19 protein-coding genes are annotated in these 17,792 nt (G+C 65.8%); 1 reads left to right on the top strand and 18 read right to left on the bottom strand.

Annotation, left to right across the window (positions count from 1 at the left end; genetic code table 11):
- Positions 1 to 85: 85 nt before the first annotated feature.
- The 3 genes from pyrH to rpsB form a co-directional block, all read right to left on the bottom strand.
- Positions 86 to 838 carry a UMP kinase gene (gene pyrH, locus ACSE4D_RS14925; protein ID WP_135539682.1) on the bottom strand — a complete coding sequence of 251 codons (753 nt, stop codon included), beginning with the start codon at positions 836 to 838 and terminating at the stop codon, positions 86 to 88.
- A gap of 185 nt (positions 839 to 1,023) precedes the next feature.
- Complete coding sequence (gene tsf / locus ACSE4D_RS14920) at positions 1,024 to 1,851, bottom strand: translation elongation factor Ts (protein ID WP_436326160.1); 828 nt, start codon at positions 1,849 to 1,851, stop codon at positions 1,024 to 1,026.
- A gap of 33 nt (positions 1,852 to 1,884) precedes the next feature.
- The gene (gene rpsB / locus ACSE4D_RS14915; RefSeq protein ID WP_135539432.1) at positions 1,885 to 2,859 is read right to left on the bottom strand and encodes a 30S ribosomal protein S2; all 975 of its coding nucleotides are present in this window, start codon (positions 2,857 to 2,859) and stop codon (positions 1,885 to 1,887) included.
- Between the two features lie 588 nt (positions 2,860 to 3,447).
- Between rpsB and ACSE4D_RS14910 the strand changes: the two genes are divergently transcribed.
- The gene (locus tag ACSE4D_RS14910) at positions 3,448 to 4,551 is read left to right on the top strand and encodes a D-alanyl-D-alanine carboxypeptidase family protein (RefSeq protein WP_436326159.1); all 1,104 of its coding nucleotides are present in this window, start codon (positions 3,448 to 3,450) and stop codon (positions 4,549 to 4,551) included.
- Positions 4,552 to 4,560: 9 nt separating this feature from the next.
- Here ACSE4D_RS14910 and ACSE4D_RS14905 read toward each other — a convergent pair whose 3' ends face one another.
- The 15 genes from ACSE4D_RS14905 to ACSE4D_RS14835 form a co-directional block, all read right to left on the bottom strand.
- Positions 4,561 to 5,613, bottom strand: a complete 1,053-nt coding sequence (locus ACSE4D_RS14905; protein ID WP_436326158.1) for a tyrosine recombinase XerC — start codon at positions 5,611 to 5,613, stop codon at positions 4,561 to 4,563.
- Between the two features lie 156 nt (positions 5,614 to 5,769).
- Positions 5,770 to 6,978: a DNA-processing protein DprA gene (dprA, locus tag ACSE4D_RS14900; protein WP_135539438.1), complete on the bottom strand. Its 1,209-nt coding sequence runs from the start codon at positions 6,976 to 6,978 to the stop codon at positions 5,770 to 5,772.
- Positions 6,975 to 8,555 (bottom strand): YifB family Mg chelatase-like AAA ATPase, encoded by a 1,581-nt coding sequence (locus ACSE4D_RS14895; protein WP_240689750.1) that lies wholly within the window; start codon positions 8,553 to 8,555, stop codon positions 6,975 to 6,977. Before ACSE4D_RS14895 ends, dprA begins: the two co-directional genes overlap by 4 nt.
- Positions 8,552 to 8,953 (bottom strand): YraN family protein, encoded by a 402-nt coding sequence (locus tag ACSE4D_RS14890; protein WP_436326157.1) that lies wholly within the window; start codon positions 8,951 to 8,953, stop codon positions 8,552 to 8,554. Before ACSE4D_RS14890 ends, ACSE4D_RS14895 begins: the two co-directional genes overlap by 4 nt.
- 154 nt (positions 8,954 to 9,107) lie before the next feature.
- Positions 9,108 to 9,425, bottom strand: a complete 318-nt coding sequence (locus tag ACSE4D_RS14885; protein WP_135539440.1) for a DUF2469 domain-containing protein — start codon at positions 9,423 to 9,425, stop codon at positions 9,108 to 9,110.
- Positions 9,412 to 10,173 carry a ribonuclease HII gene (locus tag ACSE4D_RS14880; protein WP_436326156.1) on the bottom strand — a complete coding sequence of 254 codons (762 nt, stop codon included), beginning with the start codon at positions 10,171 to 10,173 and terminating at the stop codon, positions 9,412 to 9,414. The genes ACSE4D_RS14885 and ACSE4D_RS14880 overlap by 14 nt, the downstream gene beginning before the upstream one ends.
- Positions 10,173 to 10,877: a signal peptidase I gene (gene lepB / locus ACSE4D_RS14875; RefSeq protein WP_436326155.1), complete on the bottom strand. Its 705-nt coding sequence runs from the start codon at positions 10,875 to 10,877 to the stop codon at positions 10,173 to 10,175. Before lepB (ACSE4D_RS14875) ends, ACSE4D_RS14880 begins: the two co-directional genes overlap by 1 nt.
- A 173-nt stretch (positions 10,878 to 11,050) precedes the next feature.
- Complete coding sequence (gene lepB, locus ACSE4D_RS14870) at positions 11,051 to 11,674, bottom strand: signal peptidase I (protein WP_425118806.1); 624 nt, start codon at positions 11,672 to 11,674, stop codon at positions 11,051 to 11,053.
- 31 nt (positions 11,675 to 11,705) lie between these two features.
- Entirely contained in the window at positions 11,706 to 12,047 is a 342-nt protein-coding gene (gene rplS, locus ACSE4D_RS14865) for a 50S ribosomal protein L19 (RefSeq protein WP_135539448.1), read from the bottom strand.
- A 174-nt stretch (positions 12,048 to 12,221) separates the two neighbouring features.
- Positions 12,222 to 12,992 (bottom strand): tRNA (guanosine(37)-N1)-methyltransferase TrmD, encoded by a 771-nt coding sequence (gene trmD / locus ACSE4D_RS14860; protein WP_425118892.1) that lies wholly within the window; start codon positions 12,990 to 12,992, stop codon positions 12,222 to 12,224.
- A gap of 74 nt (positions 12,993 to 13,066) precedes the next feature.
- On the bottom strand, positions 13,067 to 13,567 hold the full coding sequence (gene rimM, locus ACSE4D_RS14855; protein ID WP_425118807.1) for a ribosome maturation factor RimM: 501 nt from the start codon (positions 13,565 to 13,567) through the stop codon (positions 13,067 to 13,069).
- A 190-nt stretch (positions 13,568 to 13,757) separates the two neighbouring features.
- Positions 13,758 to 13,988 (bottom strand): RNA-binding protein, encoded by a 231-nt coding sequence (locus tag ACSE4D_RS14850; RefSeq protein ID WP_135539452.1) that lies wholly within the window; start codon positions 13,986 to 13,988, stop codon positions 13,758 to 13,760.
- A 1-nt stretch (position 13,989) separates the two neighbouring features.
- Positions 13,990 to 14,424: a 30S ribosomal protein S16 gene (rpsP, locus tag ACSE4D_RS14845; protein WP_135539453.1), complete on the bottom strand. Its 435-nt coding sequence runs from the start codon at positions 14,422 to 14,424 to the stop codon at positions 13,990 to 13,992.
- A 157-nt stretch (positions 14,425 to 14,581) separates the two neighbouring features.
- Positions 14,582 to 16,195, bottom strand: coding sequence for a signal recognition particle protein (ffh, locus tag ACSE4D_RS14840; protein ID WP_425118808.1), 1,614 nt, complete (start codon positions 16,193 to 16,195; stop codon positions 14,582 to 14,584).
- A gap of 327 nt (positions 16,196 to 16,522) precedes the next feature.
- The gene (locus ACSE4D_RS14835; RefSeq protein WP_425118809.1) at positions 16,523 to 17,743 is read right to left on the bottom strand and encodes an ammonium transporter; all 1,221 of its coding nucleotides are present in this window, start codon (positions 17,741 to 17,743) and stop codon (positions 16,523 to 16,525) included.
- Between the last annotated feature and the right edge of the window lie 49 nt (positions 17,744 to 17,792).

Raw genomic sequence — 17,792 nt, 5'->3', positions numbered from 1 at the left:
TGTCCTCACCTGCGTGGATGCGAAACGGTGGGCCCGCCTCGGCGCCTCCTCTGCGGAGGGGTGACCGCCTCGGTGGCGGCGGATCTCAGTGGACGACGGTGCCGATCTTGTCGCCCATGATCGCCTTGCGCAGATTGCCTTCGCCTTCCATGCCGAAGACGTGCATCGGCAGCTTGTTGTCCATGCACAGGCTGAAGGCGGTGGCGTCGACGACTTTGAGTCCGCGCTGCAGGGCTTCCTGGTAGGTGATCTCGGTGAGCTTCTCAGCAGCCGGGTCGACCTTCGGGTCGGCGGTGTAGACCCCGTCGACGCCGTTCTTCGCGATGAGCACCTCATCGGCGTGGACTTCCAGCGCGCGCTGGGCGGCGACGGTGTCGGTGGAGAAATAGGGCAGTCCGGCTCCGGCACCGAAGATGACGACGCGGTTCTTCTCCATGTGCCGCATGGCGCGGCGGGGGATGTAGGACTCGGCGACCTGGGACATCGGGATCGCCGTCTGGACCCGGGTGTCGACTCCGGTCTGTTCGAGGAAGTCCTGCAGTGCCAGACAGTTCATCACGGTGCCGAGCATGCCCATGTAGTCGGCGCGGGTGCGGTCCATGCCGCGCTGGGAAAGTTCGGCGCCGCGGAAGAAGTTGCCGCCGCCGACGACGATGCTGACCTCGACGTCCTCGACCGTGGGGGCGACTTCGCGGGCGACCGCAGCCACGACATCCGGGTCGACGCCGATCCGACCGCCGCCGAAGACCTCACCGGAGAGTTTGAGCAGGACGCGCCGGCGATGGGTGCGGACGGGATGGCTGACGTGAGCAGATTCGTGAACCGGGGTGCTTGTCATGGAGTCCTTCTTCCGTGCGGGCAGATCGATGCCCGGGTGGATCGTCATTCGGTTGAGTCGTCTGGGCCAGTCTAGCGAAAAACGGGGTCGGACCGATCGGTCCGACCCCGTTGCGCAGGTGAGTTCTCACTCACGCAGCGAACCTGCCGAGCAGACGCAGGGGCTGCTCAGCGGTCAGTGGTGTTTCAGGCTCCGACGCGGTAGCGCAGGAAGCCGGTGGCCTTGACTCCGGCAGCCTCGAGCACCGCGGCCACGGACTGCTTGGGATCCTTGGCGAATCCCTGGTCGAGCAGGCAGTTCTCCTTGAAGAAGCCGTTGACGCGACCTTCGACGATCTTCGGCATAGCCTTCTCGGGCTTGCCTTCGTTCTTCGCGGTGTCTTCGGCGATGCGGCGTTCGTTCTCGACGATGTCGGCGGGAACGTCTTCGCGGGAGAAGTACTTCGGGCTCATGGCAGCGATGTGCACGGCGACATCGTGTGCCACGGTCTCGTCGTCACCTTCGAAGGCCAGCAGCACACCGACCTGCGGGGGCAGGTCCTTGTTGGTGCGGTGCAGGTAGGAAGCGACCTTGGCGCCTTCGACGCGACCCACGCGACGCAGGTCGACCTTCTCGCCCAGGGTGGCACCGGACTCGGTGATGAACTGGGAGATGGGCTTGCCGTCGGTCTCGGCGGCGAGCAGCGACTCGGCCGATTCCGACTTGTTGGCCACGGCCAGCTCGAGGACCTGGTCGGCGAGCTTGACGAACGGCTCGGACTTCGCGACGAAGTCGGTCTCCGAGTTGAGTTCGATCATGGTGCCGACGCCGCCGTCCACGTGCGTGGCGACGAGGCCGTCGGAGGTGGAGCGGCCTTCGCGCTTGGTGGCTCCCTTGAGCCCCTTCACGCGCAGAGCTTCCATAGCCTTGGCCTGGTCGCCGTCGGACTCGTCAAGAGCCTTCTTGACGTCCATCATGCCGGCGCCGGTCTTCTCGCGCAGTGCCTTGATGTCAGCGGCAGTGTAGTTTGCCATTCTTTCTCCTCAGGGTGGTGGAGTTAAAGGAAATCAGGACTCGGTCGACTCGGTGGAGTCGGCAGCTTCAGCGGTCGGAGCGGCTTCAGCGGTCTCAGCTTCAGCAGTCTCGGCGGCGGGAGCTGCGGCAGCGGTCTCAGCCTCGGCGGCAGGAGCTGCGGCAGCGGTCTCGGCCTCAGCGGCAGGAGCGGCTTCAGCGGACTCGGCAGCAGCCTCGGCGGGCTTCTCCTCGGTCTTGCCTTCGAGCAGCTCGCGCTCCCATTCGGGCATGGGCTCGACAGCGGAGACGTTCTTCTCACCGGACTGCTCGTCCGAGGAGTGACGGGCGATGAGGCCCTCGGCGACAGCGTCGGCGACCACGCGGGTCAGCAGCGAGACCGAGCGGATGGCGTCGTCGTTGCCCGGGATCGGGTAGTTGACGTCGTCCGGGTCGCAGTTGGTGTCGAGGATGCCGATGACCGGGATGCCCAGCTTCTTGGCCTCATCGACGGCGAGGTGTTCCTTCTTGGTGTCGACGATCCAGACGGCCGACGGGGTGCGCTGCATGTCGCGGATGCCGCCGAGGGTCTTCTCGAGCTTGTCCTTCTCGCGACGAAGGATGAGCAGTTCCTTCTTGGTGTGCGAGGAGCCTGCAACATCGTCGAAGTCGATCTCTTCGAGTTCCTTGAGGCGGCGCAGACGCATCGAGATGGTCTGGAAGTTCGTGAGCATGCCGCCGAGCCAACGCTGGTTGACGAAGGGCTGACCCACGCGCTTGGCCTGTTCGGCGATGGATTCCTGGGCCTGCTTCTTGGTGCCGACGAAGAGGATCGTGCCGCCGTGGGCCACGGTCTCCTTGACGAACTCGAAGGCTGAGTCGATGTAGCCCAGCGACTTCTGCAGGTCGATGATGTAGATGCCGTTGCGCTCGGTGAAGATGAAGCGCTTCATCTTCGGGTTCCAACGACGGGTCTGGTGTCCAAAGTGTACGCCGCTGTCGAGCAGCTGGCGGATGGTGACGACGGCCATGCCGACGCCCTCCTTTCTGTTGCACCCGAGGGTGCTTTTACGTCACGCGCGCGTCGGTCCTTCCGCGATGCGAAACCCGCGAGGGCTCGCTTCGATCCGACCGACGGGGAGCGTCGATGACATTTTCGGTTGATTCCTGGTACCCGGTTCGTCCGCCCCACAAGCACACCTGATGGCAGCTTGCACCATGGGAAGGAGAAGAATTCGGATACGCGTAGTCAGAAGACATGCTTCTGCTGACGCGATTCTATCCCGGTTGGGCAAGTCATTTCCAATCGAGGTCCGCCCTCGCCGAGGCGGCGCTCGGCTGCCTCCCGAACCCGCCGACTCGTGCGCCGCAGGGTGTGGATGGGATCCGCCCCTGGGACGGTTCCGGTGCGCGGCCTTGCAGGCAGTGGCGCGCGGTTCGTGCCTGAAGTCCGCAGACCGGAGAGGGCTGCACGCGGGTGCGCACGCGGGCACTCGACCACCTGTTTCTGTGGACCCTGCCCCGACTCCACCTCCCGAGCCCTGGGGACGGCCTACACGTGTCCACAGGCGGCTTCTGGGAGGGTGACACGGTGGAGGGGCGGGGGCTTCTATGGGCGCATGAACCTCGTCTCCCCTGATCCGCATCACACGCTTCACCGCCGAGGATGGACCCGCCGGTCCCACTATCGCGGTGCATCCGGCGGGCCCCACCATCGTCGACGGTCATACCGCCCCGAGTGGTCGTTCGCCAGTTCCGGGCAGATCCGGTCTCTGCTGCTGGCGTCGCTCCTCGCCTCGGCACTCATCTTCACCACATCTCCCCCGAGTGCTGCAGCGGCGACCGATGCACAGAACTGGGTCAGCCCGGTGCCCGCGATGGAGATCATCAACGCTTTCGACCCGCCCGACAAGCCCTGGCTCAAGGGACACCGGGGAATCGATGTGCTCGCGGTCGAGGGAGAACCGCTGCGGGCGCCGACGAAGGGCACCATCCGCTTCGCCGGCACGGTCGCAGGCACGGCCACCGTCAGCGTGCTCACCGCCTCCGGGCATGTGCTGTCCTTCCAACCGGCGGCGACAATGCTGAAGAAGGGCGAAGAGTTCTCGGCCGGCGAGCGCATCGGCACGATCGGCTCCGGTGACCACTGCGACCGGTCGTGTCTGCACATCGGGGCGTGGCCGGACGAGGCGAAGAAGCGCTATATCGATCCGAGCAGGTTCTTCGGGCAGGAGCAGTCCCTGCTGCTGCCGCTGTCGCGGAAACCGGATGAGGAGGCCAAGGCCGGCGGTGGCGGTTCGGCGACGTCGGGGGCCGGGGCCTGGGGCGGACACAGCAACGGCCGGATTCCCGCCTCGGCGATGTGTCCGCTGAAGACGGCGCCCGGTCAGATGCTGCGCTGCGATGCGCAGGCCGCCTTCGACCGGATGTCGCTGGCGTTCGCGGCTCGGTTCGGATCACCGATCTCTGTCACGGATGCCTATCGCGACTACGCTACGCAGGTGATCCTCAAACAACGGAAAGGTCGGATGGCCGCCACACCGGGCACGTCGAACCACGGGTGGGCTCTCGCGGTCGATCTCGGCAGCGGCATCAATTCCTTCGGCACCGCTCAGCACCAGTGGATGCGGGCCAATGCCCCGAAATTCGGATGGATCCATCCCGGGTGGGCGAGGCAGTCGGGTTCGCTGCCCGAGCCCTGGCACTGGGAGTTCCGCAAATAGCGCTGGCGCTCAGGCCCGCGGATGGGCGCGGCGGTACGTCTCCTGCAGACGCTGCATCGACACGTGGGTGTAGATCTGGGTGCTGCTCATGGTCGAGTGGCCGAGCAGCTCCTGAATCTGTCTGAGGTCGGCCCCGCGGTCGAGCATATGGGTGGCCGCCGAGTGCCGCAGCCCGTGAGGCCCGATGTCCGGTGCGCTCGGGTCCTCGGCACCGTAGCGGTGGACGAGTTCGCGCACCTGCCGGGCTCCGATGCGTCCGCCGCGGACCCCGAGGAACAGAGCGTCCCCGCTGTTGGGCCCGGCGAACAGATCGCGGGCGGCGAGCCAGTCATTCAGCGCCGTCTGTGCCGGAGCGCCAAAGGGCACTCGGCGTTCCTTGTCGCCTTTGCCGAGCACTGTGATCATCGCTTTCCGGTGGTCGACGTCGCGGCGGTCGAGACCGGTGAGCTCGGAGACACGCACTGCGGTCGCATAGAGCATTTCGAGGATCGCGGCATCACGCAGTCGTTTGGCGGCTTCGAACGGATCGTCGCTGCGCTCACGTGCGGATCGCTGAGAACCCGATCCTGGCGAGGCAGAACCATCGGCGGCGGAGGCTTCGGGCGGAGCATCGTCCCGATCGGCGGCGGAGACGAGGGCAGCGGCCTGCTGCGGTTTGAGTACCGTGGGCAGCCGCGAGTCCTTCTTCGGAGTCCGCAGCCGTGCCGCGGGGTTGTTCGGCAGTCCCAGACTGTTCACGCCGAAGGCGAAGAAGGAGCGGACGGCGGCGATCTTACGTGCCACCGTTGACTTCGCGGCACCGGCATCGTCGAGGGCGATCAGCCATGATCGCAGATCATCGAGTTCGACGGCAACCAGATCGATCCGCTTTCCCCCATCCTTCGGCGAACCGGAGTGCTCCTCTGCCCTGCCGAGGCGCAGCTTCGACGAGTGCACGGCGTGGTCGAGGAAATCGGTGACATCGGAGACATAAGCGCGAGCGGTGTGCTCGGAGACGTCACGGGATCGCAGGTGGTCGGCATAGCCTGCCACCACTTCGGCGACCGTCGACAGTGTGCTCACAGTCCCCAGGATACGTGTGCGATCACGTGCGAGTGAGGATTGGCCTCTGCGGCAGGTCGGACACCATCGGATCGAGGTCGTCGACGATGAACTCACCGATGGAGAAGACGCCGGTGAAGCCTCGCGGCACGGTTATGGGGAATCACCCACGAGGAATCAGCGCCGCACGCGCAGCTTCACCCACCCGGTGTCGCGGCGTTCGGCCAATCCGGCGAGGTCGAGCACGGTCAGGGAGCTGAGCGCACCTGTGATGGTCAGTCCCGCCCGGGAGGCGATCGTGCCGACGTCGAGCGGTTTCGACACGGTCAGCGCATTGAGGCAGATCTTCTCCCTCTCCCCGAGGTCCTCAAGCGGATCGGGTCGTTGAGAGGCACCGCTGTCGGTGTCGAAGAGCGCCGGAGCGTGATCGTCCATGAGTGCGATGACGTCGTCGCTGCAGGTGACGAGTTCTGCCTCATGCTCACGCACGAGCCGGTGGGCCCCGGTCGATGACGCCGAATAGACCGATCCGGGGAACGCAGCGACCTGCCGGGAGAGTTCGAGGGCATGACGGGCCGTGTTGAGCGCTCCGCTTCGCCATCCGGCCTCGACGATGACGCTCACCTGTGCGGAGGCGGCGATGAGTCGGTTGCGCAGAAGGAACCGGTGGCGCATCGGGGTCATCCCCGGAGCGGTCTCGGACACGATCGCGCCGGTGGCCAGGATCTGCTCGAACAGATCGGCGTTTGCGGCCGGATAGAAGCGGTCGACTCCCCCGGCCATGAACGCGATCGTCGGTGCCTCGCGGGCGATGGCGGCCCGGTGCGCGGCGGCGTCGATGCCGAACGCTCCACCGGAGACGACGGTGATCCCGTGAGCGGCGAGATCCCAGGCGAGGTCGGAGGCGCATTTGGTGCCGTAGTTGCTCGCGGCCCGGGCTCCGACGACGGCGACCGCGCGGGAGAGGGCGCGCGTGAGGCTCACAGTGCCTCTCACCCACAGCCCCAACGGTGCGGCCGGACCGAGGTCGTCGAGCATGCTCGGCCATTCTTCGTCGCCGGGGATGACGAGCCGACCGCCGAGTCGTGCGATCTTGTCGAGATCGCGCCCGGCGACAGCAACGTCCTCGTCGCCTGCGCGGACTGCCCACCTCTCGATGGCTTCGCGCATCTGCCCGTGCGTGGCCGCCTCGGCGCCGGTGGAGTTCAGCCCCGCCATCGCCTCATCCGCGGTGGCCTCACCTCGGCCGACGACGGTGACGATCGTGTGCGCGGCGACCGGTCCGATGTCGTCGACGAGGCGTTTGAGCAGACCGTCGCCGGGTTCGCCGATGCGCAGCAGGGAGGCGATGGCCGCGCGGACCTCCTCGTTCGTGTTCACGGTCATGACTCCTGCGTCCTCAGGGCGAGCGCCATCCGCATCGCGTCGTGGTCGGGTCCCGGTTTTCCGTCGAGGTCGGCCAGGGTGGTCGCGACCCGCAGCACCCGGTCGTAGCCGCGCATCGTGATCCGTCCCGTGTCGAGTGCCCGGTCGAGGTCGGTCAATGCCGCAGGGCTGAGACCGAAGTGGTCGCGCAGCCAGGTGCCGGGCGCTTCGGCATTGAGGTGCCAGGAACAGTCGGCGAAGCGTTCGGTCTGTCGCCTCCGGGCTTCGAGCACACGTGCGGCCACGACGGCGCTGGTCTCCTGTCCCCCGCCGAGACGGATGTCTGCAGGAGAGACGGGGAAGAGCTCGAGCTGCAGGTCGACTCGGTCGAGCAGCGGCCCGGACAGGCGATTGCGATAGCGGCGTTTGTCCAAGGGGGTGCACCGGCAGTCCGCTCCGGCCCCGGCCATTCCGACTCCGCAGGGGCACGGGTTCGCGGCCATGATGAGTTGGAAGGCCGCCGGCAGCACCATGGAACCCCAGGCCCGGTGGATGTGGACGCGGCGGGATTCCATCGGCTGCCGCAGCGCTTCGAGCACATCGCGGGAGAATTCCGGAGCTTCGTCGATGAACAGCACCCCGCGGTGTGCGCGGCTGAGGATCCCGACCGTTCCGGGGCGACGTCCCCCGATGAGCGCCGAGGCGGTGCTGCGGTGGTGGGGTGCTTCGAACGGGGGTCGGTGGTCGAGTCCCTCGCTGCCGTCGAGTTCTCCCCGCAGGGACCGTACGGTGGCGACTTCGACGGCTTCGTCATCGTTGAGAGCCGGCAGAATCCCGGGCAGGCACTGGGCGAGCAGTGTCTTGCCGGCTCCGGGTGTGCCGCGCATGAGCAGGTTGTGTCCTCCGGCGGCGGCGACTTCGAGTCCGAATCGCCCTTCGGCTTGGCCCTGCACCTCGGCGAGGTCGTGGAGTTCCGGTGTGACGGGGACGGGACGGTCCATGTCGATCACCGCGGGCAGAGGAGGTACGGCCATGGATCCGCCGTAGGCGTTGACGAGTTCGGCCAGGGAGGCGACGGGGAGGGTGCGGGCTCGTCCGAGCAAAGAGGCTTCCGAGGCATTGCCGATGGGGACGACGAACCGGTCGAAGCCTGCCTGCATCCCGGTGTGCAGGGCGGGCAGAATTCCCGTCACGGGTCGGATCCTGCCGTCGAGTCCGATCTCGCCGCAGTGGATGATCGACCCGGTGTCCTCGCTCGAGATGAGGTCCAGGGCCTTGAGCACGGCGACGGCGATGCCGAGGTCGAAGCCGGTGCCGATCTTCGGCACCGTGCCCGGGGTGAGGTTGATCGTCAGGTGCTGTGTCGCCACAGGGGCACCGAGGAAGGCGAGGGCCGCACGCAGTCGTTTGCGTGACTCGCTCACCGAGGTGTCCGGCAGTCCGACGATGTCGATTCCGGGCAGACCGGCGCTGATGCTGGCTTCGATCGACACGATCTTTCCGCTCAGTCCCCACAGAGCCACGGCGCAGGCGCGGCCGATGATGTGGCCCTTCGGCTCAGCGGTGCCGGGTTCCCGCATTTCCGGTGCCTCGGTCATGAGTCGACCTGGATGTTCGGGCAGTGGAAATACTGGATGCTCGGCTCGATGATGATGCCGAGCGCGTCGATGCGGACTGCGGGGAAGTATTCGCTCTGCCCCCGCAGCCAGATTCCGGCGAGCATGCGGATGCGGGTGAGTTTGGCTCGCGTGACGGCCTCGAGCGGTGATCCGAGGGCAGCGGTGCGACGGGTCTTGACCTCGACGAAGACGGCGGTGTCACCGTCTCGGGCGATGATGTCGAGTTCACCGCGCGGACAGCGGAAGTTGCGTTCGACGATGACGAGCCCGGCGTGCTCGAGGTACGCTGCCGCGAGGTCCTCTCCTCTGTCGCCCAGAGCCTGCTTGCGCATGCCCTGCGCAGTGCGTTTTCGCCGAGTTGCCCGTGTCTGTGCCATGTCGGCCAGCTGACCACGGCAACGAGAGCGGCGAGAAGAGGGAGAAATGAGCCTGTGGAAGCCGCACGGCCGTCCACAGCCGAATCACGCCGGAGTCAGAGCATGATCCACAGATGCTGGTGCGCGAGTGCCCGCCCGGACTCGCTTCCCGAACTCAGCCCCGGATCGACGTCGGCGGTTCGAGATCGGATTTCGCGATCTCCTCGATGTTCACGTCTTTGAAGGTCAGCACGTGCACGGTCTTGATGAACCGGGAGGAACGGTAGCTGTCCCACACCCACGCATCGCGCAGGGTGAGTTCGAAGTACACGTCCCCGGCATCGTTGTGGGCTTTGAGGTCGACGTGATTGGCGAGGTAGAAGCGTCGTTCGGTCTCGACGACATAGGCGAAGAGACCGACGACATCTCGGTATTCCTTGTACAGCTGGAGCTCGAGTTGAGCCTCGTAGTCGTCCAGATCATCGGCGCTCATGATGACCCCTCCCTTCTGATACCGCGTGCAAGCGGAAGCTCTGACGGTGGTGGATGCTGGGACCGAAGTCGACGATGCCCTGCCGGTGCTTCGCCGTGCCGTATCCCACGTTCGACTCCCAACCATAGTGCGGCAGATCCTCGGCGAGTGCGATCATCGTCTCGTCGCGAGTCACTTTCGCGACGATGCTCGCCGCCGCGATCGCCGGCACGGAGCCGTCGCCCTTGATCACGGTGCGAACCGGCGGCAGTTCGAATTCGGCACAGTGCCCGAATATCCCCAGGCAGTCGAGGGTAAGTGGGGCCGAGAGCCAATCGTGGCGGCCGTCGAGGAGAACCATCGTCCGCTCCGGGCAGTCCCCCGCCGAGGCGACCGAACCAACACCGGCACCACCCCAAACGTCGAGCATCTCGATCATCGCCCGCCGTCCGGCGAGGTTGAGCGCCATGGTCATGCCGATCTCGTCGAGTTCGGCGGGGCTCGTCGAACCCACCGCCGCAGCGGCCGCCCACGAACGCACACGGTCGGTGGCGTCCTGCCGAGACCGGGCGCTGAGCTGCTTGGAATCATGGATGCCCGCGGGCACCTCGGCGCCGGTGATCTTCCGCAGATCGAACAGGGCGACACCGACACTGACGGGGCCGGCCAGGGCGCCGCGTCCGACCTCGTCGACACCGATGACGAAGTCGAAGCCCTCCCTCAACAGTCCGTTCTCGACACTGAGGTCGGTCAGTCCGCGCATGGTCATCAGTTCCCGGTGATTCCCTGCGAATCGGGGACGTCGGCGAAGACGTCTTCCGGGTTCGACACCCAGCTGAAGTGCTTGAACGGCCAGTTGATGAGGAACACGGTCCCGACCATGTCGTCTTCGGAGACGAAGGGTTCGCTGTCCATGTGATAACGGGAATCGGCGGAGTTGCCGCGGTTGTCGCCCATCACCCAGTAGTGGCCTTTGGGGACGGTGATCTTGAACTCGACCTCGGACGGTGCGGTGCCTTCGTCGAGGTAGGTCTCGTCGATCGATTCGCCGTTGACCATGAGGCGCCCCTGCGCATCGCAGCATTCGATGGTGTCGCCGCCGACCCCGATCACGCGTTTGATGAGCTGGTTTCCCGCATCCGAGGGAGCCAGGCCGATGAATTCGAGGACCGGGTTGGGGGTGTATTGGGTGGTCTCGGCTGCCGAGAGCCAGTGCGCGGGGTCGTCGAAGACGACGATGTCGCCGCGGTTGGCCGGCCCGAACCGTGGGGCGAGCTGGTTGACCAGCACCCGGTCATCGACCTGCAGGGTGGTCATCATGGATTCCGAGGGAATGTAGAACGAGCGGACGACCCAGGTCTTCAGCGCCGTCGAGATGAGCAGGGCGATGACGATGATCGCCACGGTCTCCAACAGCCCCCGCACGAACCGTTTCGAGGCGGGGGGCGGGGAAGCTTGAGAGTCGCTGGTCATTCGTTCGCTTTCACATTCGGCCACGGTTTCCGCTGGGACTGAACCGAGCGTACCAGCACGAACCTGACCGGATCCTCAACCGCACACGGTTGCCCTCGCCGAGGCGGAGGCGCAGTCGCGAACCGCCTCACCCACCATGGCGGTTGAGTCGCACCGACGGTCGCGGCGAAGGCTCAGTCGATCGAGGAACCGTGGCCGATGACCGGGCCGATGACCCGGTCGGTGGGGATGAATCCCCCACCGGGACGGCCGAGCAGCGACCGCGAGTCCGCGGAGTCGGTGCGGTTGTCACCCATCACCCACATCGTGTCGGCCGGCACTTCGACGGAGAATTCCACCGCCGAGGCGGGGGTGGGGGCATAGTCTTCACGCAGAGGTTCGCCGTTGAGCAGGAGCCGACCGTCGGCATCGCAGCACTGCAGAGTGTCGCCGCCGACGGCGATGACGCGTTTGACGTAGTAGACGTCGCGGGGGCCGAGTCCGACCCAGGACCCGATCTTCTGCAGAGGCGTCGGCAGGGCATCGTCGACGAAGGAGCCACGGCCGTCGAAGACGACGATGTCGCCGCGCTGGATGTCGCCGCGCAGGGCGTCGGGACGCCAGACGGTGATCGAGTCGTCGACCTTGAGAGTCGGCTCCATCGAGGCGCTGGGAATGGTGAAGCGCTGGATGACGAATCCGCGGACGGATCCGCCGAGGATGACGATGACGACGGCGATGGCCGCGATCGTCTTCCAGAACCTGGCCGAATACAGAAGACGCGACCCGAAGGTCGCGTCTTCATGTCGGTTCGGCACGGTGTGATCATCTCCCACAGTGCCGGGCAAATCAGGCCTTTTCGCGGATGCGAGCAGCCTTGCCGCGCAGTTCGCGCAGGTAGTAGAGCTTCGCACGGCGGACATCGCCGCGAGAGAGGACCTCGATCTTGTCGACGTTGGGCGAGTGCACCGGGAAGGTACGCTCGACACCGACGCCGAAGCTGATCTTACGAACGGTGAAGGTCTCACGGACTCCGTCGCCCTGGCGACGGATGACGATGCCCTTGAACACCTGGATACGCGAGCGCGAGCCCTCGATCACCTTGACGTGAACGTTGAGGGTGTCGCCGGCGCGGAATTCAGGCACATCGGACTTCAGCGAGGCTGAATCTACAACATCGAGCTTCTGCATTGTGGTTTCTCCTGTGGCCCCAGCTTCAGGTCGAGGACACGCATATCGGACCGGTGAACCGGTGACTGGATCGTCTGTCGGGATTGCTCCCCGTCGATCCGCCGCATCAGAGACGGCGGATCATGGTGGACCCACATCCCCCTGAAGCAGGTGAGGGCCAACAAACGCGACGCTCTATTCTGTCACGGTTCCACGCTCAGACTCAAACCGTTCGAGCGCGGCCAGGTCCTCTCTGCTCAGGTCGGTGAGCCGGGCGAGGAGGTCGGGTCTGACCTCGGCGGTCTTTTCGAGACGTCGGTCACGCCGCCACCGCGCGATCGCCGCATGGTTGCCGCTGAGCAGGATCTCCGGCACGTCCCGGCCACGCCAGCTCGCCGGCTTCGTGAAGATCGGGTATTCGAGCAGACCGTCTTCGTGGCTCTCCTCGGTCAGGGATTCCGGGTTGCCGATGACCCCGGGGATGAGTCGGCTGATCGCTTCGATCATCACCATCGACGCGACTTCACCGCCGTTGAGGACGTAGTCGCCGATGCTCATGGGCCTCAGTTCGAAGCGCTCCCCGGCCCAGTCGATGACCCGCTGATCGATGCCTTCGTAGCGACCGCAGGCGAACACGAGATGCTGCCGGGAGGCGAGATCCTCGGCGATGCGCTGGTCGAACACCTCTCCGGCGGGGCTCGGGACGATGAGCGTGGGCTTCGCCTCCCCGGCGGGGCGACCGGCGAGGATGTGTTCGAGCGCCAGCGCCCAGGGTTCGGCCTTCATGACCATGCCCGCTCCCCCGCCATAGGGAGAGTCGTCAACGGTGTTGTGCCGGTCGAAGGTGAAGTCGCGCAGGTCATGGACGTTGAGTCCGAGCTGCCCGCGTTCGACGGCCTTGCCGATGAGCGAGAGCTGCAGTCCGGCAAGGTACTCGGGGAAGATCGAGACGACGTCGATCGACATGGCCCGGTCCCCCTGCCCAACGGCGGCGGCCTCTTCGGCGGGGGTGTCGTTGCTGCTCATCGGGGACGGTTCACTCATTCGGCGTCGAAGAGGCCTGCGGGCGGGGTGACGACGAGGCGGCCGGCCTCGATGTCGACATCGGGCACGATCGCGGTGACGAACGGGATGAGCACGACGTGGCCGAGCGTGTGCTTCATGTGCAGCAGGTCCTGAGCGGTGCCGTTGGTGACGTCGACGATCTCTCCGACGAGCTCGTCGTTCTCATACACGTTGAGGCCGATGAGGTCGTCGAGGTACCAGGCGTCGTCGTCCTCATCCTCTTCGTCCTGTTCTGCGAGGATGAGGGTGTTGCGGATCTCCTCGGCGCGGTTGCGGTCGGGGACTTCCTCGAAGGCCAGGAGAAGTCGGTCGCGGTGCCACCTCGCCGACTTCAGCGTCAGCGTGCCGATGTCCGGGTCGGTGGCGAAGCTCGCCCCGGGGGTGAGCCGTTCCTCGGGACGGTCCGTGCGCACCTCGACGGTGAATTCGCCCTTGATCCCGTGCGGCTTGCCCAGGCGGGCGATCACCGTGTCCATTCTGCTCCTCGAAGTTCGCGGTCGTTGAGTGTCCGGCCGGCTGACGTCGGTGCATGTGCGCGACGATCCGTCGCGGCAGATCCTGCGCCTGCGGCCGTGTTCAGGCACCAGTCTAGTCGGCGACGGGGTGGTGAATGCACGAGAGGGGATGCAGCGCATATGCACTGCATCCCCTCTCGCACAGAAGGTGTTACGCCTCGATGAGGTCCACTCGCACCGACTCACGGCCGGCCAGAGAGTTCATCACGGTGCGCAGGGCCTTGGCGGTCCTGCCCGCACGGCCGATGACCCGACCGAGGTCTTCGGGGTGAACCCGAACCTCGAGGGTCGTGCCGCGGTGCGATGAACGCGAGCGAACGGACACGTCGTCGGGATGATCGACGATGCCGCGGACCAGATGCTCGAGCGAATCAGCCAACATCTCAGGCTTCAGCGCTTTCTTCAGCGGCCTCAGGTGCGGCTTCGGCGGCCGGAGCCTCAGCAGCGTCAGCGGACTTGCCGCCCTTCTGCGTGATGGCTTCCTTCACGACCGACTCGGCGTTGGGAGCCACGTAGGCTTCCTTCTCCTGCTGCGGCTTGACGGTGTTGACCGCTTCGCCCTCGCCGGTGAACTTCTGCCAGTCACCGGTGAGCTTGAGCAGGGCACGCACCTGTTCGGTGGGCTGAGCGCCCACCGAGAGCCAGTACTGAGCGCGCTCGGAGTCGATCTCGACGACCGAAGGCTCACGGGTCGGGTGGTAGATGCCGATCTGCTCTTTGGCCTTGCCGTCGCGGCGCGTCCGCGAATCCATGACGACGACGCGGTAGAAGGGTGCACGGACTTTGCCCATGCGGGTCAGACGAATTTTGACTGCCACTTGAGTGGTGTCTCCTTTTGTGTTCTGTGTGCACAGCTGATCCAGTTCGATCGTGGGGTTGACCTGCTGGAAGCCGCGGCTCGGACTATCACTTCGGCGCGGATGAGAGGGCCCGGACCGAGAGCAAAAGTACAAGAGTCAATTGTGCCAGAAGGCTCTACTTCTTGCCACCTGGAACGATTCCGCCGAATCCCTTCGGCAGGTTCGAGGGGTCGAATTCCTCGTCCTTGCCCAGATCGACTCCGCCGAAGGCCGAACCGACCGGATCTTGGGTCTTGCCGGCCTTCTTATCGGCCAGCGCCTTCGCTTCCTGGGCTCGCTTGGCCGGGTTGCCTGACTGACCGCCCTTGCGGCCCTTCTTCTTCCCCGAGACCTTCTTCTTCCGGGTCCCCGGACCACCGGGCATTCCGCCCATTCCGGGCATCTGCGGCATGCCACCGCCGCCACCGGGCATTCCGGGCATCCCGCCGCCGCGGGTCATCGAGCGCATCATCTTCTGCGCCTGGCCGAAACGCTCCATGAGCTGGTTGACCGCGGTGACGGTGGTGCCGGCACCCTTGGCGATGCGGGCGCGGCGGGAGCCGTTGAGGATCTTCGGGTTCGATCGCTCCTGGGGTGTCATCGATCTCACAATCGCTTCGACCCGGTCGACCTCACGCTCGTCGAAGTTCGCCAGCTGTTCCTTGTACTGGCTCATGCCGGGCATCATGCCCAGCATCTTCTTCATCGAGCCCATCTTCTTCAGGCCCGCCATCTGCGTGAGGAAGTCGTTGAGATCGAAGTCCTCGCCGGCTTCGACCTTCTTCTTGAGCTTCTCGGTCTCTTTTTCGTCGAAGTTCTTCTCGGCCTGCTCGATGAGCGTCATGATGTCGCCCATGTCGAGGATCCGGTCAGCCATCCGGTCCGGATGGAACTGTTCGAAGTCCTTCATCGACTCACCGGTCGAGGCGAACATGATCGGCTTGCCGGTCACCTCGGCGACCGACAGTGCCGCACCGCCGCGGGAGTCGCCATCGAGCTTCGAGAGCACGACGCCGGTGAAGTCGACGCCTTCGAGGAACGCCTCGGCGGTCTTCACCGCGTCCTGGCCGATCATCGCGTCGATGACGAAGAGGACTTCGTCGGGGTTGACCGCGGTGCGGATGTCCGCGGCCTGGGCCATGAGCTCCTCGTCGATGCCGAGCCGGCCGGCCGTGTCGACGATGACGACATCGTGCAGCTTCGACTTCGCGACCTCGAGGGAGTCGGTGGCGACCTGGATCGGATCGCCCACACCGTTGCCCGGTTCGGGAGCGTAGACGACGGCTCCGGCACGTTCACCGACGATCTGGAGCTGGTTGACCGCATTGGGCCGCTGCAGGTCGGCGGCGACGAGCATCGGGCGGTGGCCCTCGGACTTCAGCCAGTGCGCGAGCTTTCCGGCCAGGGTGGTCTTACCGGCACCTTGGAGGCCCGCGAGCATGATGACCGTCGGCGGACGCTTGGCGAAGTTCAGACGGCGCGTCTGACCACCGAGGATGCCGACGAGTTCGTCGTTGACGATTTTGACGACCTGCTGGCCGGGATTGAGTGCGCCCGAGACTTCCTCGGACAGCGCACGCTCCCGGATCCGGCCGGTGAAGGCACGCACGACAGGCAGGGCGACGTCGGCGTCGAGCAGGGCACGTCTGATCTCACGAATGGTGGCATCGACGTCGGCTTCGGACAGCCGGCCCTTCCCGCGCAGATTCTTGAAAGTCGCGGTGAGCCTGTCTGACAGAGAGTTAAACACGTACAAGCCTTCTTCACGATGATTTGGTCGACTCTTAAGCCTAGCAACTCACCCGCGTCCGGCTGAAACCGTGAGTGCTGACAATGCCCGGTGAACTCTCGCCGAGGCGGCCCCGCCTCGCACTCCCCCACCCGCTCCCTCGCAACAGGCACCGTTAGTCGCAACAGGCACCGTAAGCAGCAAACCCCCTCGCTGCGCCACGGTGATTTGCGGTGAACGATGATGGATGCCCGCCTGACTGCAGGAGAGAGCACCTGCAGACGGGCGGCGGGGCAGTGACCACCGGGCCGCAGTGACCGGCGGGAAGCGGCGGCCGCCGGTCGCAGGTCACCGGAAGGAGTAGGCCTGCTCCGCGTGCTCGAAGGCATCGATCCCCTCGAGCTCCTCGCGAGGGTCGATCCGCAGCCCCATCGTCCCGCGCAGCACCAGTGCGATGGCAAGCGTGGCGAGGCCGGCGAAGACGACGGCCACGAGACAGGCGAGCACCTGCGCGATGAGCAGTTCGAAACCGGCTCCGTAGAAGAGACCGGCCGGCCCGTCCTCGTGCGGGAAGGCGAAGAAGCCGATCATCACAGTGCCGATGACCCCCGCGACGAGGTGGACGGCCACCACATCGAGCGCATCGTCGTAGCGCAGACGATTCTTCGCCTCCACGGCGAAGATCGCTCCGGCACCTGCGGCGATGCCGATGAGCACGGCAGCATAGGGGTCGACGTCAGCGCACGCCGGGGTGATCGCGACGAGGCCGGCGATCGCTCCGGAGACGCTGCCGATGCTGCTCGGTCGCGAAGCCCGGAGGCGTTCGATCATGATCCAGGTGATCATGCCGGCGGCCGGGCTGGCCAGGGTGTTGATCCAGATCAGACCGCCCTGTTCGATCGTCGCGGCGGCGCCCCCGTTGAAGCCGAACCATCCGAACCACAGCAGGGCCGCTCCCAACACGGTGATCGGAATATTGTGCGGCTTGTGCGGGGCCGAGAATCTGGCGCGGCGACCCATGACGATGACGAGGACGAGGGCGGAGATGCCGGCGTTGATGTGGACGACGGTGCCGCCGGCGAAGTCGATGGCGGGTCCGAACAGGCGGCCGATCGCACCCGATTCGCTGAGCAGACCGTCGCCCCAGACCATGAACGCCAGCGGGCAGTACACCAGAGTCACCCAGGCGGCGGAGAAGACGAGCCAGGTGGAGAACTTCGCTCGGTCGGCGACGGCTCCGGCGATGAGCGCGATCGCGATCATCGCAAAGGTCGATCCGTAGCCGATCGAGATGAGCGAGGCGGGATCATCGGCCACGGCACCGCTGAGTCCGAGCTGGGACCGCGGATTGCCGACGATTCCGGCGATCGAATCACCCGAGCTCAGACCATATCCGCAGAGCACCCAGACGAGCCCGCCGACGGCCATTGCGGAGAAGACCATCATCATCATATTGATGGCCGAGGTGATTCGCGTCATCCCGCCGTAGAAGAACGCCACCCCCGGTGTCATGAGCAGCACCAGCCCTGCCGCGACCATCATCCATACGTTCACTGCATCGAGTTCCATGTCGTCTCTCATCTGTCCAAGCCGGTTCCGGATCGAACCGCGCAGAGAC

The organism is Brevibacterium sp. FAM 27836 (assembly GCF_051351055.1).
GTDB lineage: Bacteria > Actinomycetota > Actinomycetes > Actinomycetales > Brevibacteriaceae > Brevibacterium.
The sequence above is the reverse complement of the archived record's forward strand: the minus strand, read 5'-3'. Positions and strand labels throughout refer to the sequence as shown.